Genomic DNA, 18918 nt, shown 5'->3' with positions numbered 1-18918 from the left:
GCCCGCGCCCGCCTGGCACGATGGCGCCATGCTGACTGTGCGGGTCACCGCGGGGCACGACCTCGCCGAACGTCTGCGTCCCGTCCTCGACGCCGACCCCACCGTGTGCGACCTGGCGGTCGTGCCCGGCGCGGCGCTCGAGGGGCGCGGCGACGTCCTCTGGTTCGAGATGGCGCGGGAGAACGCGAACAACGTCATGCGGACGCTCCGGCACGCGGGCGTCCCGGCCGACGGGAGCATCGTCGTCACGGAGCCCGTGACGGTCGTGTCGGACGCCGCGGTCGCGGCCGAGCGGGCGGCCCCCGGCCATCCCGCCGACGGGGTGCTGTGGGCGCAGCTCGCGGACGCGTCGCGCGAGGACTCCCGGCCCTCCGCCACGTTCTTCGTGTTCCTGCTGCTCGCGACCCTCATCGCGGGGGTCGGGCGCCTGCTGGACCAGCCCATCCTCATCATCGGGGCCATGGTCGTCGGGCCGGAGTTCGCCCCCATCGCGGCGATCTGCTACGCGGTCGTGCGACGGCGGCGCGGGATCGCCGGGTCGGCGCTGGCGACGCTCCTCGGCGGGTTCGCGGGGTGCGCCGCGGTCGCCTGGGCGGTGTGGAGCCTCGCCTACGCGGCGGGCCTCATCACGTTCGAGCAGGCGACGACCGGGGCGCAGACGGAGTTCATCGTGTCGCCCGACGCGTGGTCCTTCGCCATCGCGCTCCTCGCGGGCGTCGCGGGTGTGCTCTCGCTCACCACGGCCAAGTCGGCCGCGCTCGTCGGCGTCTTCATCTCCATCACGACGGTGCCCGCCGTCGGGACGATCGGCCTGACCCTCGCGGTCGGGGCGTGGGACGAGGCGCTCGGCGCGGGCGTCCAGCTCCTCGTGAACGTCGCCGGGCTGCTCGTCGCCGGCATCGCGACGCTGTTCGTCCAGCTCCACCTCGGACGCCGGCTGGGCCGCGCGCGCCCGCTCCGGGTCCGCCCCGACGCCCGCTGACGCGAAGGACGCGGGTGCTCCTCGTGGGGAGATCGTGACGACCGCGTGACCGACACCCCGACGACCTGGGCACGGGCCGCCGTCGGGCCTCTAGGATGTGCCGCATGATCTTCAAGGCCGTCGGCGACGGGCGCCCCTACCCGGACCACGGCCGGGTGACCGCCCGCGACTGGGCCGAGGTGCCCCCGCGTCAGGTGCGCCTCGACGAGCTCGTCACCACCAAGCGCACGCTCGACCTCGACGCGCTCCTCGCCGAGGACTCGACGTTCTTCGGCGACCTCTTCGCCCACGTCGTCGAGTACGAGGGCATCCTCTACCTCGAGGACGGGCTGCACCGCGCCGTGCGGGCCGCGCTCCAGCAGCGCGCCATCCTGCACGCCCGCGTCCTGACCGTGCGATGAGCGCGGGGTCCGGTAGGTTTCTGGCGTGACCACCCGCCCCGACACCGCGCGCGCCGAGCGTCGCCGACGCATGCACGAGCGCCAGGCCGTCGTGTTCGGGCTCCTCATCGCCGCGCTCGCCGTCGTCGGGCTCGGTGCGCTGGCCGTGTACACGGGCGCGATCGACGCCCCGTTCGACCGGCCGCTGTCGTCACCCGAGGCCGTCGACGACCTGGCGCACGTCGAGGTCCCCTGCCTCCCCGAGGGCACCCTCCCGGTGGCGACCGGCGACATCCAGGTCAACGTCTACAACGCGTCCGGCAAGGACGCCCCGCTCGGGCGCCTGAACCAGGACCTCCTCACGTCGCGCGGCTTCACGGTGCTCTCCACGGGCAACGCGCCGGACCTGGACGGCGACGAGAAGTCGGACGTCATGGCGCGGACGCAGATCCACTTCGGAGCCGCCGGCCTCGCGCAGGCGTACACGCTCGCCGCCCACTACGACAACCCCGGCCTCGTGCTCGACGCGCGCGAGGACGCCACCGTCGACCTCTACGTGGGTGCCGACTTCGAGGACGTCGTGGACCCCGAGCTCGTCGGCCTGTCCGGCGACGTCCCGCTCGAGAGCCGCGCCGGGTGCGTCGCGATCGAGGAGATCACCCCGCAGCCGCTGCCCGTGCCGCCCGCGGAGGGCTGAGCACGTTCCTCGCCCGGCGCCCGCCGAGCCTCACGACCGCCGAACGGTACCCATGAGCACCCTGCCCCTCCGGCCCGCCCGGACCACCGACCCCGACGAGGTCGACCGCCTCTACGAGATCTGCCTCCGGACCGGCGCGTCCGGCGCGGACGCGACCGCGCTGTACACCGACCCGCGGCTGCTCGGCGAGGTCTACCTCGGGGCGTACCTCGCCCTCGAGCCGTCGCTCGCGTTCGTCGTCGAGGCCGACGGCGTGGCCGCGGGCTACGTGCTGGGGGCGCGCGACACCGCCGCGTTCGAGGCACGGTCCGAGCGGGAGTGGTGGCCCCCGCTGCGCGAGCGCTACCCGCTCGGCAGCTTCCCCGAGGGTTCGCGCGACGAGGCGCTCGTCCGTCAGATCCACCGCCCGCACCTCACCGACCCCTCGGTGCTCCCCGACTACCCCGCGCACCTCCACGTCGACCTGCTCCCCGCTGCGCAGGGCGGCGGCAACGGCCGTCGGCTGATGGCGGCCCTGTTCGACGCCCTCCGCGCCGCCGGGGCCCCGGGAGTCCACCTCGGCGTCGCGGAGGACAACGTCTCCGCGATCGGCTTCTACGAGCACCTCGGCTTCACCCGCCTCGACGTCGACGAGGGCCTGGTCCTGGGCCTCCACCTCTGACCCGGCGCCCCGGTGCCGACCCCGGGATCGCTCCTCACGCGCGGCACCTCCTGGGGAGAGATCCCGGGTTGGCGCGAACCCTGGACTTCTCCCTTTGGACGCGCGCGTGGGAGGAGCGATCCAGGGGTCGGCCCCCCGCGAGGCGGGGAGTGACTCGACGGGTTCCACAGTCCCTCGGTTGCGGGGTCCCTTCCACAGGGGCGTCCGGCGAGCCCCTCCGACGACGTCAGGTGCGCTGGGATGCGACCCATGCCGCCCCGTTCTCCCGTACCGGAAGCCCTGCGTGCCGTCGCCGCCCAGCAGGAGTCGCTCGTCTGCACGAGGCAGTGCGTCGAGGCCGGGGTCGGTCGGAACGTCCTGACCCGCCTCGTGCGCTCGGGGTCCTGGTCACGGATCACCGCCGGCGTGTACGACCTCGACGCGGCACCCTGGCAGGCGCGTCCGCCCGACTCCCGACGCCGCCGTGCTGCCTGGGCGGCGCTGCTCGCCTTCGGCCCCGAGGCGATCGCCGTCGGGCCGTGCGCGCTCGCGCTGCTCGGCGTCGCGGGACTGCCCGCGCGCGTCGTCCCCCAGGCGACGTTGCCGGGTGCCCGCTCCCTCGAGTCGCGCGACGGCATCCGGCTGCGCATGTTCGACGACGGGATGACGGTCGTGCGGGTGGGCGACCGGTACGTCGCCGCCCCCGAGTGGGCGCTGGCCCAGGCGGTGCCCGAGCTCGACCGCCCCTGGGCCGTGGCGGTCATGGACTCGGCTCTCCACCTCGGGCTGGTGACGCCCGAAGGTCTCGACCGCGCGCACGACCACGCCCGTGGTCGGCGGGGTGTCGCGCGGACGCACTCGTGGTGGGAGCTCGCGGACGGTCGGTCCGAGTCGCCGCTCGAGACCTGGGTGCGTCTCGACTGCGTCGACGGCGGCGTCCCGCCGGACACGCTCCAGGTCCCGCTGGTCGGGTCGAGCGGACGGGAACGACGCGGCGACCTGGGCTGGCTGGTCGACGACGGCCGCTGGGTCGTCGCCGAGGCCGACGGCGCGGAGTTCCACGACACCCCGAGCGCCGCGTTCGCCGACCGGGAACGTCACAACGACCTCGTGACCGGCGACGTCGCGGCGATGCTTCGATTCACCTCCGCCGACACCCGCGTGCCGGGCCGCGTCGCAACCACGGTCCGCCGCGCTCTCCTGGCGTCGGGACGCCGTCGTGCCGCGTGACGTGAGGACGCCGAACCCGGGCCCGCTCCCCAGCGAAGGCTTCGGCTGGGGAGAGATCCCGGGTTCGGCATCGGGCGGGGGTCCGTCAGCGGGCGTCCTCGACCGCGTCGTGGACGATCGGCTCGTCGCCGCCAGGGGCCGACGCCGGGCTGGCGGGCTCCTGGGTCGTGCCGCGCCACCGCGCGATGGTCCGCATGAGGTGGTAGATCACGAGCGCCGCCGCGGTGCCGAGCGCGATGCCCTCGAACGTCAGGTCGCCGACGACCCACGTGAAGTTGGCGATGCCGACGACGAGCGGCACGGCGGCGGTCGTGAGGTTGACCGGGTTGGAGAAGTCGACCTTGTTCTGCACCCAGATGCGCGCGCCGAGGATGCCGATCATGCCGTAGAGCATCGTCGCCGCACCGCCCAGGACCCCGGCGGGGATGGTCGCGATGAGCTCACCGAACTTCGGCGAGAGCGAGAGCACCAGGGCGGTCGCCGCCGCGACCCAGTACGCCGCGGTCGAGTAGACGCGCGTCGCCGCCATGACGCCGATGTTCTCGGCGTACGTGGTCGTGCCGGACCCGCCGCCGATGCCCGCGAACGTGGTCGCGAGGCCGTCCGCGAAGAGGGCGCGGCCGGTGAGGTCGTCGAGGTTCTTGCCGGTCATCGCCGCGACCGACTTCACGTGCCCGACGTTCTCCGCGATGAGCACGAGCACGACGGGCACGAACAGGCCGAGCACGGCGACGTCGAACGTGGGCGTGACGAACTCGGGGAACCCGATCCAGTCAGCCTTGCGCATGTCGGTGAAGTCGACCTCGCCCTGGAGCAGCGCCGCGACGTAGCCGACCACGACCCCGACCAGGATCGACAGGCGCCCGAGGATGCCCTTGAACAGGACGCTCACCAGGATGATCGACCCGAGCGTGACGAGCGCCGTGACCGGCGCCTTCTCGAAGTTGTCCCACGCGGCCGGGGCGAGGTTGAGGCCGATGAGCGCGACGATCGTGCCCGTGACGATCGGCGGCATGACGACGTCGATCCATCGCGCGCCCGCGACGTGCACGAGCAGGCCGACCGCGGCGAGCACGAGGCCGGTGACGAGGATGCCGCCGACGGCGACGGACTGGCCCTGCGACATCGTCGCCGCACCGATCGGGGCGATGAACGCGAAGCTCGACCCGAGGTAGCTCGGCAGCCGGTTGCGCGTGATGAGCAGGAACCCGACGGTGCCGATCGCGGAGAAGAACAGCGTCGTCGCGGGCGAGAACCCGGTGAGCAGCGGCACGAGGAACGTCGCGCCGAACATGGCGACGACGTGCTGCATGCCGATCCCGATGGTCCGCGGCCAGGTCAGCCGCTCGTCCGGGTCGACGACGTCCCCCGGCGCGACCGTCTTCCCGTTCCCGTGCAACCGCCACCCGATGGCGCTCATGTCTCTCCCGTCCGTGAAGTTCGTGTGAAGACCCCCGGAGCAGGGTAGTGCCCGCCGAACCCGGGGTTGCTCCCCACGCGGGCGGTCCGGTGAGGAACGACCCCGGGTTCGGCGGCGGTGCTACGCGGCCGCGTGCACCTGGAGCCATGCCAGGAGGTAGCTGCGGGTGGTGCCGTCGTCGATGCGTTCCGCCGGGAGGGTGCGGGCGACCTCCAGTGCGGCCGCGGCGTCGTCCGGGCCGGCGAGCGCCGCGTACATGAGGAGCTGGTCGCCGAACAGCACGTCCCACGACGCGGGGTCGTCGCGGGGGCCCGCGAGCGCCTCGTCGAGGTTCGCCCGGATGCGCTCCGGGTCGCCCGCGAGGTAGCCGGCGACGGGCTGCGTCGGCAGCACGAGGATGCCGAGCATCGCGCTCGGCTCGGCGCTGAACCACGTGGCCCAGTCGCGCTTGCCGCCCCACACGAGCGACGTCACGGTGTGCCCGAACCCGTCGAGCGCCGGGTCGTCGCGGTCGACGTCGGTCCAGTACGCGCGCGCCGACGCCGCCTCGGCGGACAGCAGCCAGCGCGCCTGCGCCTCGAGCGTCGCGTCCCCCGACGCCTGCGCCCACAGCGCCAGCCCGTTCCACGCGGACACCGCCTCGGACGCGGACTCCTGGTTGTTCCCGTCCGCGAAGGGCGCGTACCCCGACGCCCACGAGTGGCCGGCGTACGCGTCGAACACGCGCAGCGCCGGGAAGTCCTCGTCGCCCGCGCCGGACGCGACGTCCGCGGCGAGCAGGTCGAGCACGGGCGCGAGGTCCGCGGCGAGCGCCGGGTCGTCGGCTGCGACGACGCCCGCGGCGTAGAGGAAGTACCCGTAGTGGAAGTGGTGGTCGTTGAGCTCGTCCGAGCCGAACGACGGCGTCCGCCCGACGACGCTGCGCACCTCGGGGTCGTAGACGAAGCAGCGCGCGTCGCGCTCCCCGCAGCCGGAGGGCTCGGCCCACTCGCGCAGCGCGGCCGAGAGGTCGTCGCGCAGCGGCGCCGCGACGTCGTCGAGCCCGAGCTGTTCGGCGAGGGCGAGCAGGTTCGCGTCGCGCGCGAGCGCCTTGCCGCCGAAGTACGTGTCCGACGGCACCTCGAGAGACCCCGCCTCGAGCGCCGCGGCGTCGGCCCGCACCTGGTCGGCGAGCTCCGTCGTCTCGTTCTCGCCCAGCCCGGAGAGGTCGAGCGTTCCGGCGGGTTCGACGGCGGGACTCGACCAGCCGAGCGTGCTCGCCGTGCACACGTCGACCGTCCCGAGCACGGTCGCGTAGGTGCCCAGGCCGCACGACGCGCCGTCGCTCTCGCGCTGGTGCGGCAGCCGCACGACGACGGTCCCCGGCCCGGGCTCGTCACTCCCGGTCTCGTAGGTGATCGCCGTGGTGGCGGCGTCGTCGGCCACGCCGTACGTGAGGGTCGTGCCCGTGACGGGGTGCGCGGCCGCCTCGGCGAGCGTCGCGACGGCACCGTCCGGGGCGCCGTCGGGCACGGGGAACCACGCGACGGAGTCGCCCGCGGCGAGGTCGAGCGAACGACCGTCGTCGGACAGCGCGCCCTCCGCCCCGACCAGCACGTACTCGCGTCCGCCCGCCTCGGTCGTGACGAGCCCGTCCGCCGCGTCGAACGCGACGGTGAGCGCCGCCGTCTGGTCCGTCGCCGCGGTGTACCGCAGGACGGGCGACCCCTCGACGAGGGCCACCGTCCCCAGGACGGAGCCTGCGTCGAGCAGGTCGACCGTGACGGACGCGGTGTCGTAGGCGGTGACCTCGACCGACTCCGCCCCGACGTCCACGCCGACCCGCGGCACGAACGGGCCGAGGATCGACTGCTCGGTGACCTCGACGTCGGGCAGGCCGAACGCGAACCCGCCGTCGGTCACGCCGAACGCGAGCGGCACGGGGAACACCGGCAGCGGCTCGTCGCCGAACACCAGCCCGGAGAACCAGCGGTTGGTCGGCGGCACCAGGCCGTCCGCGAGCCGGGTGGTGGGCATCGGAGCGACCGACTCCTGCGGCAGGATCGACGGGTCGACGTGGGGGACGGTCCCGGTCAGGTCCGCGGCGGGGTGCCCGACGGCAGAGCCCGCCCCGGGCGGCCCCGTCGCCCCGGGCGACACGTCCGTCTCGAACAGCCCGCACCCGGTGACGAGCGCTGCCGATGCGAGCACCACCACGACGGCCCGTCCGCGAGATCGGCCCGAGCGTCCGAGATCGACCTTCGGGGGGTCGATCTCGTGACGGACGGGTCGACCCTGGCGGGGCGTCACAGCCCCACCTTGCGGAGGAACGCGCCGAACGACTCGTCGACCCCGGCGAGCGGGCCGTCGTCGTGCAGCTCGATGCTCGCCGTGACGGGCGTGCCCGACGCGACGAGGCCGTGCTCCGCACCGCGCACAAGCGCGTCGCTCGTGACCTCGATCGTGGCCTCCGCCTGGTTGGCGGTGTTCTGCACCGCGACCGACGCGACCTCACCCGCGACCTCCACCTGGTTCGGCAGCACGACCGTGACCTCCGCGCCCTGGCGGACGCGCGCGAAGTCGCTCGGGTCGAGCGTCAGCCGGGCGTCGACGAACAGCGACCCTTCGCGCTCGAGCGACGCGATCACCTCGCCGGCCTGGACGAACCCGCCCTCGCGGGTCGTGACGTCGGTGACCACGGCGTCGTAGGGCGCGACGAGCGTGATCGTCCCGTCGGGCGCCACCTGGTACGCGGACGTGTCGGCGCTGACGAGCCCGAGCGCGATGTCGTGCTGGAGCGTCAGGCTGCTCACGGTGAACAGCGGGTCGCCCGCGGCGACCTCGTCCCCCTCGGCGACCTCCGCCGCGGTGACGGTCCCCGCGTAGTCGCTGCCGACGTCGAGCACCTCGGCCCGGATGGTCGCCGTGGTGCTCGTCGCCTGCCCGAGGCGCCGGTTCATGACGAGCGTGAGCGCCGCGCACACGAGCACGACCACGAGCAGCCCGCCCACGAGGCGGAAGCGGTTCGACCAGGTCATGCGACACCTCCGACAGGTCCGGACGACGAGTCCCCGCCACGGCGCGCCCGCCGCCTCCCGGCCCGCGTCCCGACGCCGACCGTCACCTCCACGCCGAGCCGCGCCGACAACGCCTCGTCGACGACGGCCGCGGCCGCTCCGTCTCGCGGCCGGACCAAACGCCCTCCGTCCCGAGCCGCCAGGCGCGTCGACCGCGACTCTCGGAGGGCCGTCACGACGAACGCGCCGAGGATCAGCGTGTTGGTGACGTTCCAGGCGAGCGCGAGGCTCGGCATCGGGTCGCCCCACTCCTTCCAGGCCCCGACCACCGACGTCACGAGCAGGAACGCGAAGAACAGCACCTGCGGGATCATGTAGTTGAACGGCGACGTGACCTTCCCCTTGCTGCCGGTCACGTGCCACGCCTGCTCCTTGCCGGTCAGCGCGTTCCACAGGGCCGTGGTGTAGATGGGGAACGACACGGACGCGAGCATGAGCACCTCCCACCGGAACGACCCGAGCGTGAAGAACGCGATGGCGATCTGGAGCACGTAGAAGCCCGCGTAGTAGAGCAGCCACGTGCCCCACGAGATGGTGAGGTTCATGGGCGTGAGGTCGAGGTAGATCTGCAGCGGCGGCACGAGCAGCAGCACGAGCGGCGCGATGCCCGCGAGGTAGTGCGTCGCGGTGACGGTGTACTGGAGCCGCTGGTCGAGCGTGAGGGTGCGGCGCGGGCTGAGCGGGTTGTGCTGGAGCAGGATCTCGAACCCGCCGGTCGCCCAGCGCAGCTGCTGCTTGGTGTACGCCTCGACGGTCTCCGGGGTGTCGCCGACCGCGAGCGTCGTGGGGATGTAGATCGTGCGCCACCCGCGCTCGTGGAGCATGAGCGACGTCCACACGTCCTCGGACTTGGAGTCGGTGTGCAAGCCGCCGATGTCGTCGATCGCGGCGCGGCGGAAGATCACGTTGGTCCCGACGCAGAACGCGGCGTTGAAGCGGTTGCGGCCAGGCTGCACGAACCGGTAGAAGACGGCCTGCATGTACCCGGCGCCGCGCGAGATGAGGTTGTCGAGGTTGCCGTAGGTCTGCGGCGTCTGGACGAACGCGACGTCGTCCTTGACGAAGAACGGCACGGTCTCCACGAGGAGCTCGGGCCTGGCGACGAAGTCGGCGTCGAGGATGACGAAGAAGTCGCCCTTGGCGATGGCGAGCGCGTGGTTGACGTTGCCGGCCTTCGCGCCGTTGCTCGACAGCCGTCGCACGTAGCGCGCCCCGAGCTGGGCGGCGAGGTCACGGACGTCGTCGGACCGGCCGTCGTCGAGCACCCACGTGCGGTGGGTGCCGCGGACCGCGACGGCGGCGCGCACCGTGCGCGCGATGGTGTCGAGGTCCTCGCCGTAGGTCGTGATGAGGACGTCGACCGTGACGGGACGGTCGTGGAGGTACAGGTTCCAGCGCGTCGGGTCGTCCTCGGCGCCGTCGCGGATGATCTCGGGGACGTCGAACAGGCGGTCCTTCGCGTGGTGGAACGAGAACCCGCGCGGGTCGTGCCCGCTCGACAGGACGGTCCACATCGCCAGCAGCGCCTGGGCGACGAGCACCGACTCGGCCGTGATGACCATGACGTACGGCAGCGCGTCGCCGCGGTTGGCCGGGTTGAGCAGGAACACCGCGTACGCGACGACGCCGAGCGTCGCCAGCAGCATGATCATGACGAGCGACGGCGAGCGCGCGGCGGAGTTCTCGTCGCGCGGCGGGCCGGTCGGGCGGTCGACGTCGGCGCTCGGGCCGAACGTCGCGGGCCGCACGTGCTGCGTACGGCGCGGGGTGACGACCAGGCGGTCGAACTCGGAGACGGGCATCGCAGACCTCCGGCTCTCGACGGGACCCCGGGAATCCTCCGGGGGCGCGGTCGGGCCGACGGCGGACGACGGCGGGCGGACCCGCCGGGTCGTCGAGAGCCCGGGTGCGGCGACGTCGTCGGCGTCGTGACGTGGTGCGTGTCGTGACGTGGTGCGGTGCCGTGCGGGACGTGCGGTGCGGTGCCGTGCGGGACGTGCGGTGCGGCCGAGCCGGTCGAGCGCGGGCCGAGACGGGTCGAGGTGGCCCGCACCAGCGGGCCACCTCGTCGTCTGCGCCGAACGTAGCGGTGCCGGGCGGGCTTGTCACGGGTCGTGCGGGGTGACGCGACGGCCTCTCTTCCGCCCCAGGTCAGATGTGAACGGGCCGGGCCGCGGGCGGCGCCACGTCGTCGAGGTGCGCCGGATCGTTGGTGCGGTGCCGTTCCCGACCCGGTCGGACGCCGTCGTACGCGACCGGGTGAGCGCTCACCCGGCGGCGACCCGCACGAGCCGGAAACGAGTCGTTCACGGGCGGAAACGGAGAATTCACGGCGCCGGCGCGCCGGGCGTCCGACGGGTGGACGCCTGCGGCGGGCGGACGGCACCGGCCGCGGTCGCGGTCGCGGTCGCCGTCGACGATGCCCACGTCGCGACGAGCCTGACGTCGCGACGCGGGCACGGACGGTCAGGGCAGCTGCGGCACGACCTCAGACGCGATGAGGTCGAGGTGGTCGAGGTCGTGCAGGTCGAGCACCTGGAGGTAGAAGCGCGTCGCGCCCTGCTCGGCCGCGGCGGCGATCTTGTCCGCGACCTCGGAGACCGTCCCGGCCAGGCCGTTGCGGCGCACCTCGTCGGGCTCGCGCCCGATCGCGTCGGCCCGACGGCGGAACTCCGCCTCGTCCTTGCCCACCGCGACGACGAACGCCGCCGAGTACACGAGCGAGTCGGGGTCACGGTCGGCGTCAAGGCACGCGGCGCGCACGTTCTCGAACCGGTCGGGCAGGACGCCCGGGTCGGGGAACGCCGCGTTGAACTCGCTCGCGTACCGGGCCGCGAGCGCCGGGGTGCGCCGGGGACCGTGGCCGCCGACGATCACCGGGACGTGCTCCTGCGCGGGCTTCGGCAGGGCCGGGGAGTCGGTGAGCGTGTAGTGCTCGCCGCTGAACGAGAACGTCTCCCCGACCGGCGTCTCCCACAGCCCGGTGATCACCGCGAGCTGCTCCTCGAGGATCCCGAACCGCTTCTCCGGGAACGGGATGCCGTACGCCTCGTGCTCGCGCGCGAACCAGCCCGCGCCGAGCCCGAGCTCCACGCGACCGCCCGACATCTGGTCGACCTGCGCGACCTGGATCGCCAGCACGCCCGGGTGGCGGAACGTCGCCGACGACACGAGCGTGCCGAGCCGGATGCGGCTCGTCTCGCGGGCCAGGCCGGCGAGCGTCGTCCACGCGTCGGTCGGGCCGGGCAGCCCGTCGCCGTCGCCCATGACGAGGTAGTGGTCGGAGCGGAAGAAGGCGTCGAACCCGAGGTCCTCGGTGGCCTTCGCGACCGCGAGGAGGTCGTCGTAGGAGGCGCCCTGCTGGGGCTCGGTGAAGATGCGCAGGTCGATCTGGGTCATGCCGTCACCCTGCCACACCGGGCGACTGCCCCCGCCCGCAGGAGCCCCCGTCCCGCGAGGTAGAACGTCCGGTCGCGAGGTAGAACGCGCCGAGCTCTACCTCGCGACGCGATGTTCTACCTCGGCGAAGGCACCGGGCGGCGATGCAGTCAGTCGGCGAGCGGGACGAGGTCGAGCTCCTGGAACTCCGCGACCTCGGGCACCCAGCGGTCGGCGACGAACCCGCGGTGGTCCGGGTGGGCGTCGTACGCGGCGTACGCGGCGTCGTCGTCGAACACCATGGAGAACTGGAACGTCAGCGGGCTCTTGGCGCTCACCTGGCGCGAGACCGTGAAGTCCCGCACCCCCGGGATCGCGGTGAGCGTGCGGCGCGCGGTGCCGAGGAACTCGGCCTCCTCGGCGCTGCCGGCGGGGTGGACGAGGCGGAAGGCGACGGTGTGCTGGATCACACCGACACCGTAGACGGGGCCCAGGATCGGCGCCCGCTAGTCTCGCGGCATGCGGATCCGCTGGCGCGAGGTCTCCGGGCACTTCGACGAGAGCGTCGAAGGACGCCTGCCGGACGGATTGGTGCACGGGACGACAGGAGCCGACCCCGCTCTCCTCCTTCTGCGGTACCAGGCGCTCGGTTGGAGGGTCGAACAGGACGGTCGGCCGATGGATGCCGACGGTCTTCGCCCGACCGAGGACGGGGAGCCCCCAACGCTCGTCGTTCATCCCGACGCGACGGTGTCGGTGAACCTGTTCCTGTGGCCCGGAGACGAGATCGCTTTCGACGTCGACGCCCGGGAGATCCATGACCAGGCCACGTTCGACGTCGTCTGCCGGTTCCTCGTCGAGACGGGCCGCGCGCTCGCCACGGACGTCGACCTCTGCACCGAGGGAACCACGTCGCCGTTCCTCCGCTACAGCGCACGGACGGACAGCCTCGGCCTGTGTCCCTAGGCTGGCGACCATGCGCGTGAGCACCGTGATCCTGCCGATCTACCCGTGGAGTGAGGGCCGCGACGTGTGGCGCGAGGCCGACGACCTCGGGTTCCACGCCGCCTACACGTACGACCACCTGTCGTGGCGGACGTTCCGCGACGGGCCGTGGTTCGGCGCCGTCCCGACGCTCGCCGCCGCGGCGGGCGCGACGGAGCGGGTACGCCTGGGCACGCTCGTGTCGTCGCCGAACTTCCGTGAGCCGGTGACGTTCGCGAAGGACGTCATGACGCTGGACGACCTGTCGGGCGGCCGGATCACGGTCGGTCTCGGCGCAGGCACGACCGGCTTCGACGCGGCGGTGCTCGGCGGAGAGCCGTGGTCCGCGCGCGAGCGGGCGGACCGTCTGCGCGACTTCACGGTCCTGCTGGACCGGCTGCTCACCGAGCCCGCCGTCACGCACGACGAGGGCCACTACCGCGCGCACGAGGCGCGGACCATCCCCGGTCCGGTGCAGTCCCCGCGCGTGCCGTTCGCCATCGCCGCGACCGGCCCGCGCGGCCTGCGGCTCGCCGCGCGCTACGGCCAGGCGTGGGTGACGACGGGCGACGGCCGTCTGGGCGACGACGCGACCCCGGAGCAGTCCCGCGCGGCGGTCCGCGACCAGGTGGAGCGGCTGGAGGCCGCGTGCGCCGATGCCGGTCGCGACGCGGCGTCGGTCGAGCGGATCCTGCTCACCGGCTTCACGCCCGACCCCGCGCTCGCGTCGGTCGACGCGTTCGTCGAGACCGCGCGCGGGTACGCGGAGGCGGGGATCACGGAGATCGTCGTCCACCGGCCGATCCCCGGCACGCAGTTCGCCGCCGACCAGCGCGTCTTCGAGCAGATCGCGACCGACGGAGCGGCCCAGGTCGCCGGTCTCTGACCGTTCGGATCCCGCCCCGGAGCGAGCCACCGCCGTCGGGCCACGGCGCCGCGGGAACGGTGATCCGCGGCCGGAGGGAACCTCGCCGGCCTCTGCTGCGTGAAAGAGGTGGGGCTGCTGTGACACAGGTCCGTACGGAGGGGCTCACGGTCCGTGACGCGAGGAGGCGACATGCGCAAGGCACCGGCGGGGTGGTACCCGGACGCACCGGGGTCGGGCAGCGAGCGCTGGTACGACGGCGCGGCGTGGACCGACCGCACCCGGACCCGCCGCGCGGCGGAGGGCGCCGGGCTGTGGCGGCGCGTCCTCGTCGTCGGGGCGGTCGTCGTGCTCGTCGTCGCGGCGCCGCTCCTGCTCGCCGTGCTCGACTGAGGCACCGCGACCCCGACACGGGCCGTCAGCCGAGCGGCCCCAGCACCCGGTACGTGACGTGCGTGACGAGCGACGCGGCGCGCACGGCGACGGTCTCGAGCGCGAGGGGCGGGACGCCGTCGAGCACGCGGTCCCCGTGCCCGAGGACCTGCGGCACGACGTGCAGCCGGAGCTCGTCGAGGAGCCCGGCCGAGAGCGCCTGGTTGATGGTCGCGGCGCCGCCGGCGACGGAGACGTCCCGGTCGCCCGCGGCCTCCCGCGCCTGCGCGACGGCGGACTCGATGCCGTCGGTCACGAAGAAGAACGTCGTCCCGCCCTCCATGACGAGCGGTTCGCGCGGGTGGTGCGTGAGCACGAACACGGGCCCGTGGTACGGCGGCTCCGGACCCCACCACCCGCGCCAGTCGAGGTCCCACTCGCCGCGGCCCGGGGTGAACATGTTGCGGCCCATGACGTACGCACCGGCGGCGAGGATCGCGTCGAGCTCCGCACGGTTCTCGTCTGCCGTCTCGAACATCCACCGGTGCAGGTCCACGCCCTCGCCGAACGGGTGCTCCACCGTCTGGTCGGGCCGGGACGAGAACCCGTCCACCGACACCGCCACGTCGCACGTCACGTTCCCCATGCCGCCCTCACCCTCCGCGGTCGGCACGAGCCTTGACCGCCGTCGTCCACACCTGACGCCACCTCCGACCGCGCGCGCACCCGGAACTCATCGCACCCGCTATCTCGACGTGGCGGCCTCCTCGGTCGCGATGCGCAGGGCGGCGACGAGCTCGCGGTAGAGCTCGTCGGTCGCGAGGAGCTCGGCGTGCGTCCCGCGGGCGCGGACGCGTCCGTCCTCCATGACGAGGATGAGGTCGGCGTCGATCACGGTCGACAGGCGGTGCGCGATCGTCACGACGGCGCGGTCGCGCGCGAGGTCCTCAATGACGGCGTGCACGGCGGCCTCGGTGAGCCCGTCGACCTGCGCCGTCGCCTCGTCGAGCAGCAGGACGTCGGGCGCGTGCAGGACGGCGCGCGCGAGGGCGACGCGCTGCCGCTCGCCGCCCGAGACGGTCGTCCCGACGAGGGACGTGTCGAGGCCCTCGGCGAGCGAGCGCACCTTGGCCTCGAGCCGGACCTTCGCGAGCGCGGCCCACATGGCCTCGTCGGTCGCACCGGGGTCGGAGAGGAGGAGGTTCTCGCGGATCGTCCCCGGCACGACGGGCGTCTCCTGCTCGACGTACGCGAAGCGGCGCCGGACGTCGTCGAACGTGAGGTCGTCGTAGGGCACGCCGTCGAGGAGGATCTGCCCGGACTCGGGCTGGAGGAACCGCAGCAGCAGGGAGAACGTCGTGGTCTTGCCCGCGCCCGACGGCCCGACGATCGCGACCTGCCCCCGGTGGGGCACGTCGAGGTCGAGGTCGCGGACGACGGGCTCGCCGCCGGGCAGGTAGCGCGCCGTGACGCCCCGCAGGGAGAGGCGCGGCGTCCCGGCAGCGGTCCCGTCCGTGCCCGACGTCGCGCCCGCCACGGCCTCCCGAGTCGCCTCCGCGGCGGCCGGGTCCAGCGCCGCGGCGCCCGCCCGGGCCGGCCGAGCGACGTCGTCGTCCTCCTCCGGCTCGATCGACTGGACCTCGCTGATGCGTCCCGCGGCGGCGATGCCGGCCTGGAGCTGCGTGACGTTCATGGTGAGGCCGGTGACGGGCTCGACGATCTGGAACGCGTAGAGGAGGAACGCGACGAGGCTCGACACCGCGAGCAGCCCCTCGTCGACGCGCCACGCGCCGAGCGCGAGGATGACGATGATCGCGAGCTGGATCCCGCCGCCCGCGATGGTCCACGCGACCGCCTCGGTCCGCACGGCCCGGACGCTGTGCCGCGCGGACGCCTGCGCGTCGTCGAGCACCCGCTCGATCTGGCGCCCCTCGGCGCGGCTGGCCTTGATGGTGCGGATCGCGCGGAGGCCGCCCTCGAGCGTGCCGCCGAGGCTGCCGAGCGACTCCTGCGCCTTCTCCTGCGCCTTCGCGATCCGCGGCATGAGCGCGCCGACGAGCACCGCGATGACGACGATCGCGCCGAGCGTCGTGCCGAGCAGCACGATGTCGAGCACGCCCATGAGGACGATCGTCCCGACGAGGGACACGGCGAAGTTGACGAGGTTGACGATGCTCGACGACGCGGCCTCCCGCAGCAGCACGGTGTCGGACGTGACGCGCGTGACGAGCTCGCCGGTCGGGCGCCCGGTGAGCGCACCGATCCGCGCGCGGAAGTAGCGCCGGACCATGGACGACCGCGCGTCGAGCACGACCCGCTCGGCGAGCGTGCCGAGCAGGATCCACTGCCACAGCCCGAGCACGAGGCCCACGACGAGCAGCCCGACGAGCGTGAGGACGGCCGGGGTCAGCGACTCCCCCGTCCCGAGGGTGTCGAGCACCCACTTGGTGACCATCGGCGTCGCGAGCGCCGCGGCGGTGGTGCCCAGCCCCAGGACGAGGCCGAGCAGGAGCGTGCGGCGGTGCGGTCGGACGAACTCCCCGAGCACCTTGAGCCGCGGGAGGAACGGGCCGGTGGGCGTGTCGGGCGTGGCGGGCGTCGTGGTCGGCGAGCCGGTGGCGTCAGTCGTGGACATGGTGTCAACCATGGTTGACATCCTCTCTCGTGTCAACTGTGGTTGACGCGGGCGGGACATGGGAGCGGAACTGGCGTGACCACTAGTGGAACATTCCTGTTCCACTCGTGGCAAGAGGTGTTCCACTGCGCGGAGGGCTATCGTGGGCCGCGTGACGGCACGAACCAGCGCGCGGGACGCCACCACCGCGCCGGCCCTCGCAGCGGCGCGCGACGGCGCGCCCGCGGAGAGCGGCACGCGCGCGCGCACGCGGCGCGCGATCCTCGACGCCGCGGTCGCCGTGCTCAGCACGGACAAGTCCGCGTCGCTCGGCGACGTCGCCCAGGCCGCGCAGGTGGGGCGCACGACGCTGCACCGCTACTTCCCCGAGCGGGCCGACCTCGTCGAGGCGATCGGGACCGAGGCCGTCGAGCGCACGCGCGCCGCGATCACCGCGGCCCGCCTCGACGACGGCGCCCCCGCGTCCGCGCTGCGCCGCCTCGCGTTCGAGTACTTCGACCTCGGCCCCTGGTACATGGTGCTGTTCAACGAGCTGTCCGGCGGCGAGCCCGAGTTCTGGGCGGAGTCCGACGCGGTCGAGGAGCCGGTGCGCGACCTCCTGCGCCGCGGCCAGGCGGACGGCGTGTTCGACGACCAGCTCAGCGTCGCGTGGCTCGTCCGCACGCTCTGGTGGATGCTCTTCAACGCGTGGGCGATGCACGACGAGGGCGAGGCGACGCGGGCCGACGCGCTGCGCATGGCCGTGCGCAGCATCGAGGGCGTGGCGCTCGCCCGCGAGGCCCGCCCGTGAGCACGGCCCCGACCCCGCGACCCGGCCTCGGCGAGCGCCTGCGGCGCTGGTGGCAGCGTGCCGACGAGGTGCGCACGGGCGTGCGCTGGGCGAGCGTGGGGACGGTCTTCGGCGGGATCGCCGTCGCGCTCGTGTGCCTCGTCCTCGTGCTGCGCGGCCGCGTCTGGGCGTGGTTCCCGCTCCTCGTCGCCGCCGCCGTCGCGCTGCGCGAGGTCCGCTACCTCCAGCGCGCCGCGCGCGGCGGCCGACCCCGCTACCAGGAGAACGCGCCGCGCTGAGGTCCGAGCCGTGTGCGAGCCGACTCCGGACCGGTCCCGGACCTCGGTGGGCTCAGGGCACGGGGGGAGGTCTCCCCATCGTGCGTGCTCGCCGGTCCGGCTAGCGTCGACGGCGACCACGCTCGCTCGAGGACACGACGAAGGACGCCCGATGTCAGGATTCTGGGGAAGCAGTCCCTCCGAGCTGCGCAACCTCGCCGCGCGCGCGACAGACGCCCGCGGACTGCTCGAGGACGCCCGCCACGTGCTCGACACGGCCGTGCGCGCCACGTCCTGGTCGGGTCCGGACGGCGACGCCTTCCGCACGTCGTGGGCTGAGGAGCTCGCACCCCGCCTGAGCGCCGCGGCGCTCGTCGTCGACCACCTCTCGACGACCCTTCGCCACAACGCCGCCCAGCAGGAGTCCTCGAGCGCACCGACCGGCCCCTCGGACGGGTGGGCGCTCCCGTCGATCCTTCGCGTCGGCTTTGCGTCCCCGTTCGAGCTCGAGGTCTGCGCACCCTTCGACCCCGACAAGGGTCCTTCTCCCCAGCCTCTCGCTCGGCCGGACCTCGACGACATCGTGGCGCTGCCCGCGCCAGTGCCCGACGGCATCGGTCCCGTCCGCTCCCTGCCCGACCGCGCCCCCGTGCCCCCGGACCTCGACGGTATCCAGTCCCTGCCGGCACGAGTGCCTCCGGGGAGCATCCCGTCCCTCCCCGACCACGCGCCCCTCGATCTCGACGACATCCAGGCGCTCCCCGCGCGCCTCGACCCGCCGGACGGCGCCTCGGAGCGGTTCTCCGGGTAGGCGGGTCATCCGGAGGTCGCACCCGGTGGACCGCAGGATCCACCGGACGGGCGACGCGCCGGGGACGGGTCGACGGGAAGACTGGCGGCACGGCGTCGGGCAGCGGCGCCGGAGACCTCCGGAGGTGCTCCGTCCGTGACGACCCCGACTCCTGCCCGGGACGCTGCGTCCCCCGAGCAGCTCCCCGAGCCGTCGCCCCGGCAGCCCTCCGCCCGTGCGGCCGCGCGCGGCCTGCGCTTCACGGCGCGTCGCGGTGCCCGACGGCGCGAGGCCGACCCCGCGCAGCGCCCGGCCGTCCCGCCGGTCGAGCGGGCGAACGGCTGGCTCGTCGCGGTCGCGGTGCTCGGCGCCGCGGTCCTCTTCTCCGTCCTCGCGATGAACGCCTTCATGGGCGGCTGACGCCCCGCACGCCTCCCGCCGT

Annotated in this window: 20 protein-coding genes; 12 read left to right on the top strand and 8 right to left on the bottom strand. The window is 73.8% G+C overall.

Annotated features, from left to right (window positions below):
- The first annotated feature begins 28 nt into the window (after positions 1-28).
- The 5 genes from ABRQ22_RS01590 (at position 29) to ABRQ22_RS01570 (ending at position 3929) form a co-directional block, all read left to right on the top strand.
- Entirely contained in the window at positions 29-982 is a 954-nt protein-coding gene (locus tag ABRQ22_RS01590) for a DUF389 domain-containing protein (protein WP_353708342.1), read from the top strand.
- Between the two features lie 104 nt (positions 983-1086).
- Positions 1087-1383 (top strand): type II toxin-antitoxin system VapB family antitoxin, encoded by a 297-nt coding sequence (locus ABRQ22_RS01585; RefSeq protein WP_353708341.1) that lies wholly within the window; start codon positions 1087-1089, stop codon positions 1381-1383.
- 25 nt (positions 1384-1408) lie between these two features.
- On the top strand, positions 1409-2059 hold the full coding sequence (locus ABRQ22_RS01580; RefSeq protein ID WP_253054017.1) for a LytR C-terminal domain-containing protein: 651 nt from the start codon (positions 1409-1411) through the stop codon (positions 2057-2059).
- Positions 2060-2111: 52 nt separating this feature from the next.
- Positions 2112-2720 carry a GNAT family N-acetyltransferase gene (locus ABRQ22_RS01575; RefSeq protein WP_253054019.1) on the top strand — a complete coding sequence of 203 codons (609 nt, stop codon included), beginning with the start codon at positions 2112-2114 and terminating at the stop codon, positions 2718-2720.
- A gap of 249 nt (positions 2721-2969) precedes the next feature.
- Positions 2970-3929 (top strand): type IV toxin-antitoxin system AbiEi family antitoxin domain-containing protein, encoded by a 960-nt coding sequence (locus ABRQ22_RS01570; protein WP_353708340.1) that lies wholly within the window; start codon positions 2970-2972, stop codon positions 3927-3929.
- 85 nt (positions 3930-4014) lie between these two features.
- On the opposite strand, the gene ABRQ22_RS01565 is transcribed toward ABRQ22_RS01570, so the two are convergent.
- The 6 genes from ABRQ22_RS01565 to ABRQ22_RS01540 all read right to left on the bottom strand — a co-directional run bounded on the left by ABRQ22_RS01565 (position 4015) and on the right by ABRQ22_RS01540 (position 12253).
- Positions 4015-5349 (bottom strand): solute carrier family 23 protein, encoded by a 1335-nt coding sequence (locus ABRQ22_RS01565; RefSeq protein WP_253054023.1) that lies wholly within the window; start codon positions 5347-5349, stop codon positions 4015-4017.
- A gap of 120 nt (positions 5350-5469) precedes the next feature.
- Positions 5470-7545 carry a glycosyl hydrolase gene (locus tag ABRQ22_RS01560; protein ID WP_353708339.1) on the bottom strand — a complete coding sequence of 692 codons (2076 nt, stop codon included), beginning with the start codon at positions 7543-7545 and terminating at the stop codon, positions 5470-5472.
- Between the two features lie 89 nt (positions 7546-7634).
- On the bottom strand, positions 7635-8366 hold the full coding sequence (locus ABRQ22_RS01555; RefSeq protein ID WP_353708338.1) for an HlyD family secretion protein: 732 nt from the start codon (positions 8364-8366) through the stop codon (positions 7635-7637).
- A complete protein-coding gene (locus ABRQ22_RS01550) occupies positions 8363-10207 on the bottom strand; it encodes a cellulose synthase catalytic subunit (protein ID WP_353708337.1) in 1845 nt (614 codons plus the stop codon). The genes ABRQ22_RS01555 and ABRQ22_RS01550 overlap by 4 nt, the downstream gene beginning before the upstream one ends.
- Before the next feature lie 664 nt (positions 10208-10871).
- Positions 10872-11795 (bottom strand): LLM class F420-dependent oxidoreductase, encoded by a 924-nt coding sequence (locus ABRQ22_RS01545; RefSeq protein WP_353709481.1) that lies wholly within the window; start codon positions 11793-11795, stop codon positions 10872-10874.
- 158 nt (positions 11796-11953) lie between these two features.
- On the bottom strand, positions 11954-12253 hold the full coding sequence (locus ABRQ22_RS01540) for a Dabb family protein (RefSeq protein WP_253054032.1): 300 nt from the start codon (positions 12251-12253) through the stop codon (positions 11954-11956).
- 49 nt (positions 12254-12302) lie between these two features.
- On the opposite strand from ABRQ22_RS01540, the gene ABRQ22_RS01535 reads away from it, so the two are divergent.
- The 3 genes from ABRQ22_RS01535 to ABRQ22_RS01525 all read left to right on the top strand — a co-directional run bounded on the left by ABRQ22_RS01535 (position 12303) and on the right by ABRQ22_RS01525 (position 14025).
- Positions 12303-12749 carry a hypothetical protein gene (locus tag ABRQ22_RS01535; RefSeq protein WP_353708336.1) on the top strand — a complete coding sequence of 149 codons (447 nt, stop codon included), beginning with the start codon at positions 12303-12305 and terminating at the stop codon, positions 12747-12749.
- Between the two features lie 10 nt (positions 12750-12759).
- Entirely contained in the window at positions 12760-13653 is an 894-nt protein-coding gene (locus ABRQ22_RS01530; RefSeq protein WP_353708335.1) for an LLM class flavin-dependent oxidoreductase, read from the top strand.
- 171 nt (positions 13654-13824) lie between these two features.
- Positions 13825-14025 carry a DUF2510 domain-containing protein gene (locus tag ABRQ22_RS01525; protein WP_353708334.1) on the top strand — a complete coding sequence of 67 codons (201 nt, stop codon included), beginning with the start codon at positions 13825-13827 and terminating at the stop codon, positions 14023-14025.
- A 25-nt stretch (positions 14026-14050) separates the two neighbouring features.
- Here ABRQ22_RS01525 and ABRQ22_RS01520 read toward each other — a convergent pair whose 3' ends face one another.
- Positions 14051-14650 (bottom strand): dihydrofolate reductase family protein, encoded by a 600-nt coding sequence (locus ABRQ22_RS01520; RefSeq protein ID WP_253054040.1) that lies wholly within the window; start codon positions 14648-14650, stop codon positions 14051-14053.
- A gap of 99 nt (positions 14651-14749) precedes the next feature.
- Positions 14750-16639 carry an ABC transporter ATP-binding protein gene (locus ABRQ22_RS01515; protein WP_353708333.1) on the bottom strand — a complete coding sequence of 630 codons (1890 nt, stop codon included), beginning with the start codon at positions 16637-16639 and terminating at the stop codon, positions 14750-14752.
- Between the two features lie 151 nt (positions 16640-16790).
- Here ABRQ22_RS01515 and ABRQ22_RS01510 point away from each other — a divergent pair, with 151 nt between their 5' ends.
- The 4 genes from ABRQ22_RS01510 to ABRQ22_RS01495 all read left to right on the top strand — a co-directional run bounded on the left by ABRQ22_RS01510 (position 16791) and on the right by ABRQ22_RS01495 (position 18896).
- Positions 16791-17429: a TetR/AcrR family transcriptional regulator gene (locus ABRQ22_RS01510; RefSeq protein ID WP_353708332.1), complete on the top strand. Its 639-nt coding sequence runs from the start codon at positions 16791-16793 to the stop codon at positions 17427-17429.
- On the top strand, positions 17426-17707 hold the full coding sequence (locus tag ABRQ22_RS01505; protein WP_353708331.1) for a hypothetical protein: 282 nt from the start codon (positions 17426-17428) through the stop codon (positions 17705-17707). Before ABRQ22_RS01510 ends, ABRQ22_RS01505 begins: the two co-directional genes overlap by 4 nt.
- A 151-nt stretch (positions 17708-17858) precedes the next feature.
- Positions 17859-18497: a hypothetical protein gene (locus ABRQ22_RS01500; RefSeq protein WP_353708330.1), complete on the top strand. Its 639-nt coding sequence runs from the start codon at positions 17859-17861 to the stop codon at positions 18495-18497.
- Positions 18498-18632: 135 nt separating this feature from the next.
- Entirely contained in the window at positions 18633-18896 is a 264-nt protein-coding gene (locus ABRQ22_RS01495) for a hypothetical protein (protein WP_353708329.1), read from the top strand.
- Positions 18897-18918 lie beyond the last annotated feature (22 nt).

The organism is Cellulosimicrobium sp. ES-005, from assembly GCF_040448685.1.
GTDB classification, from domain to species: Bacteria; Actinomycetota; Actinomycetes; order Actinomycetales; family Cellulomonadaceae; genus Cellulosimicrobium; species Cellulosimicrobium cellulans_G.
Note: the sequence above shows the minus strand (reverse complement) of the source record. Positions and strands in the feature narration are given on the sequence as shown.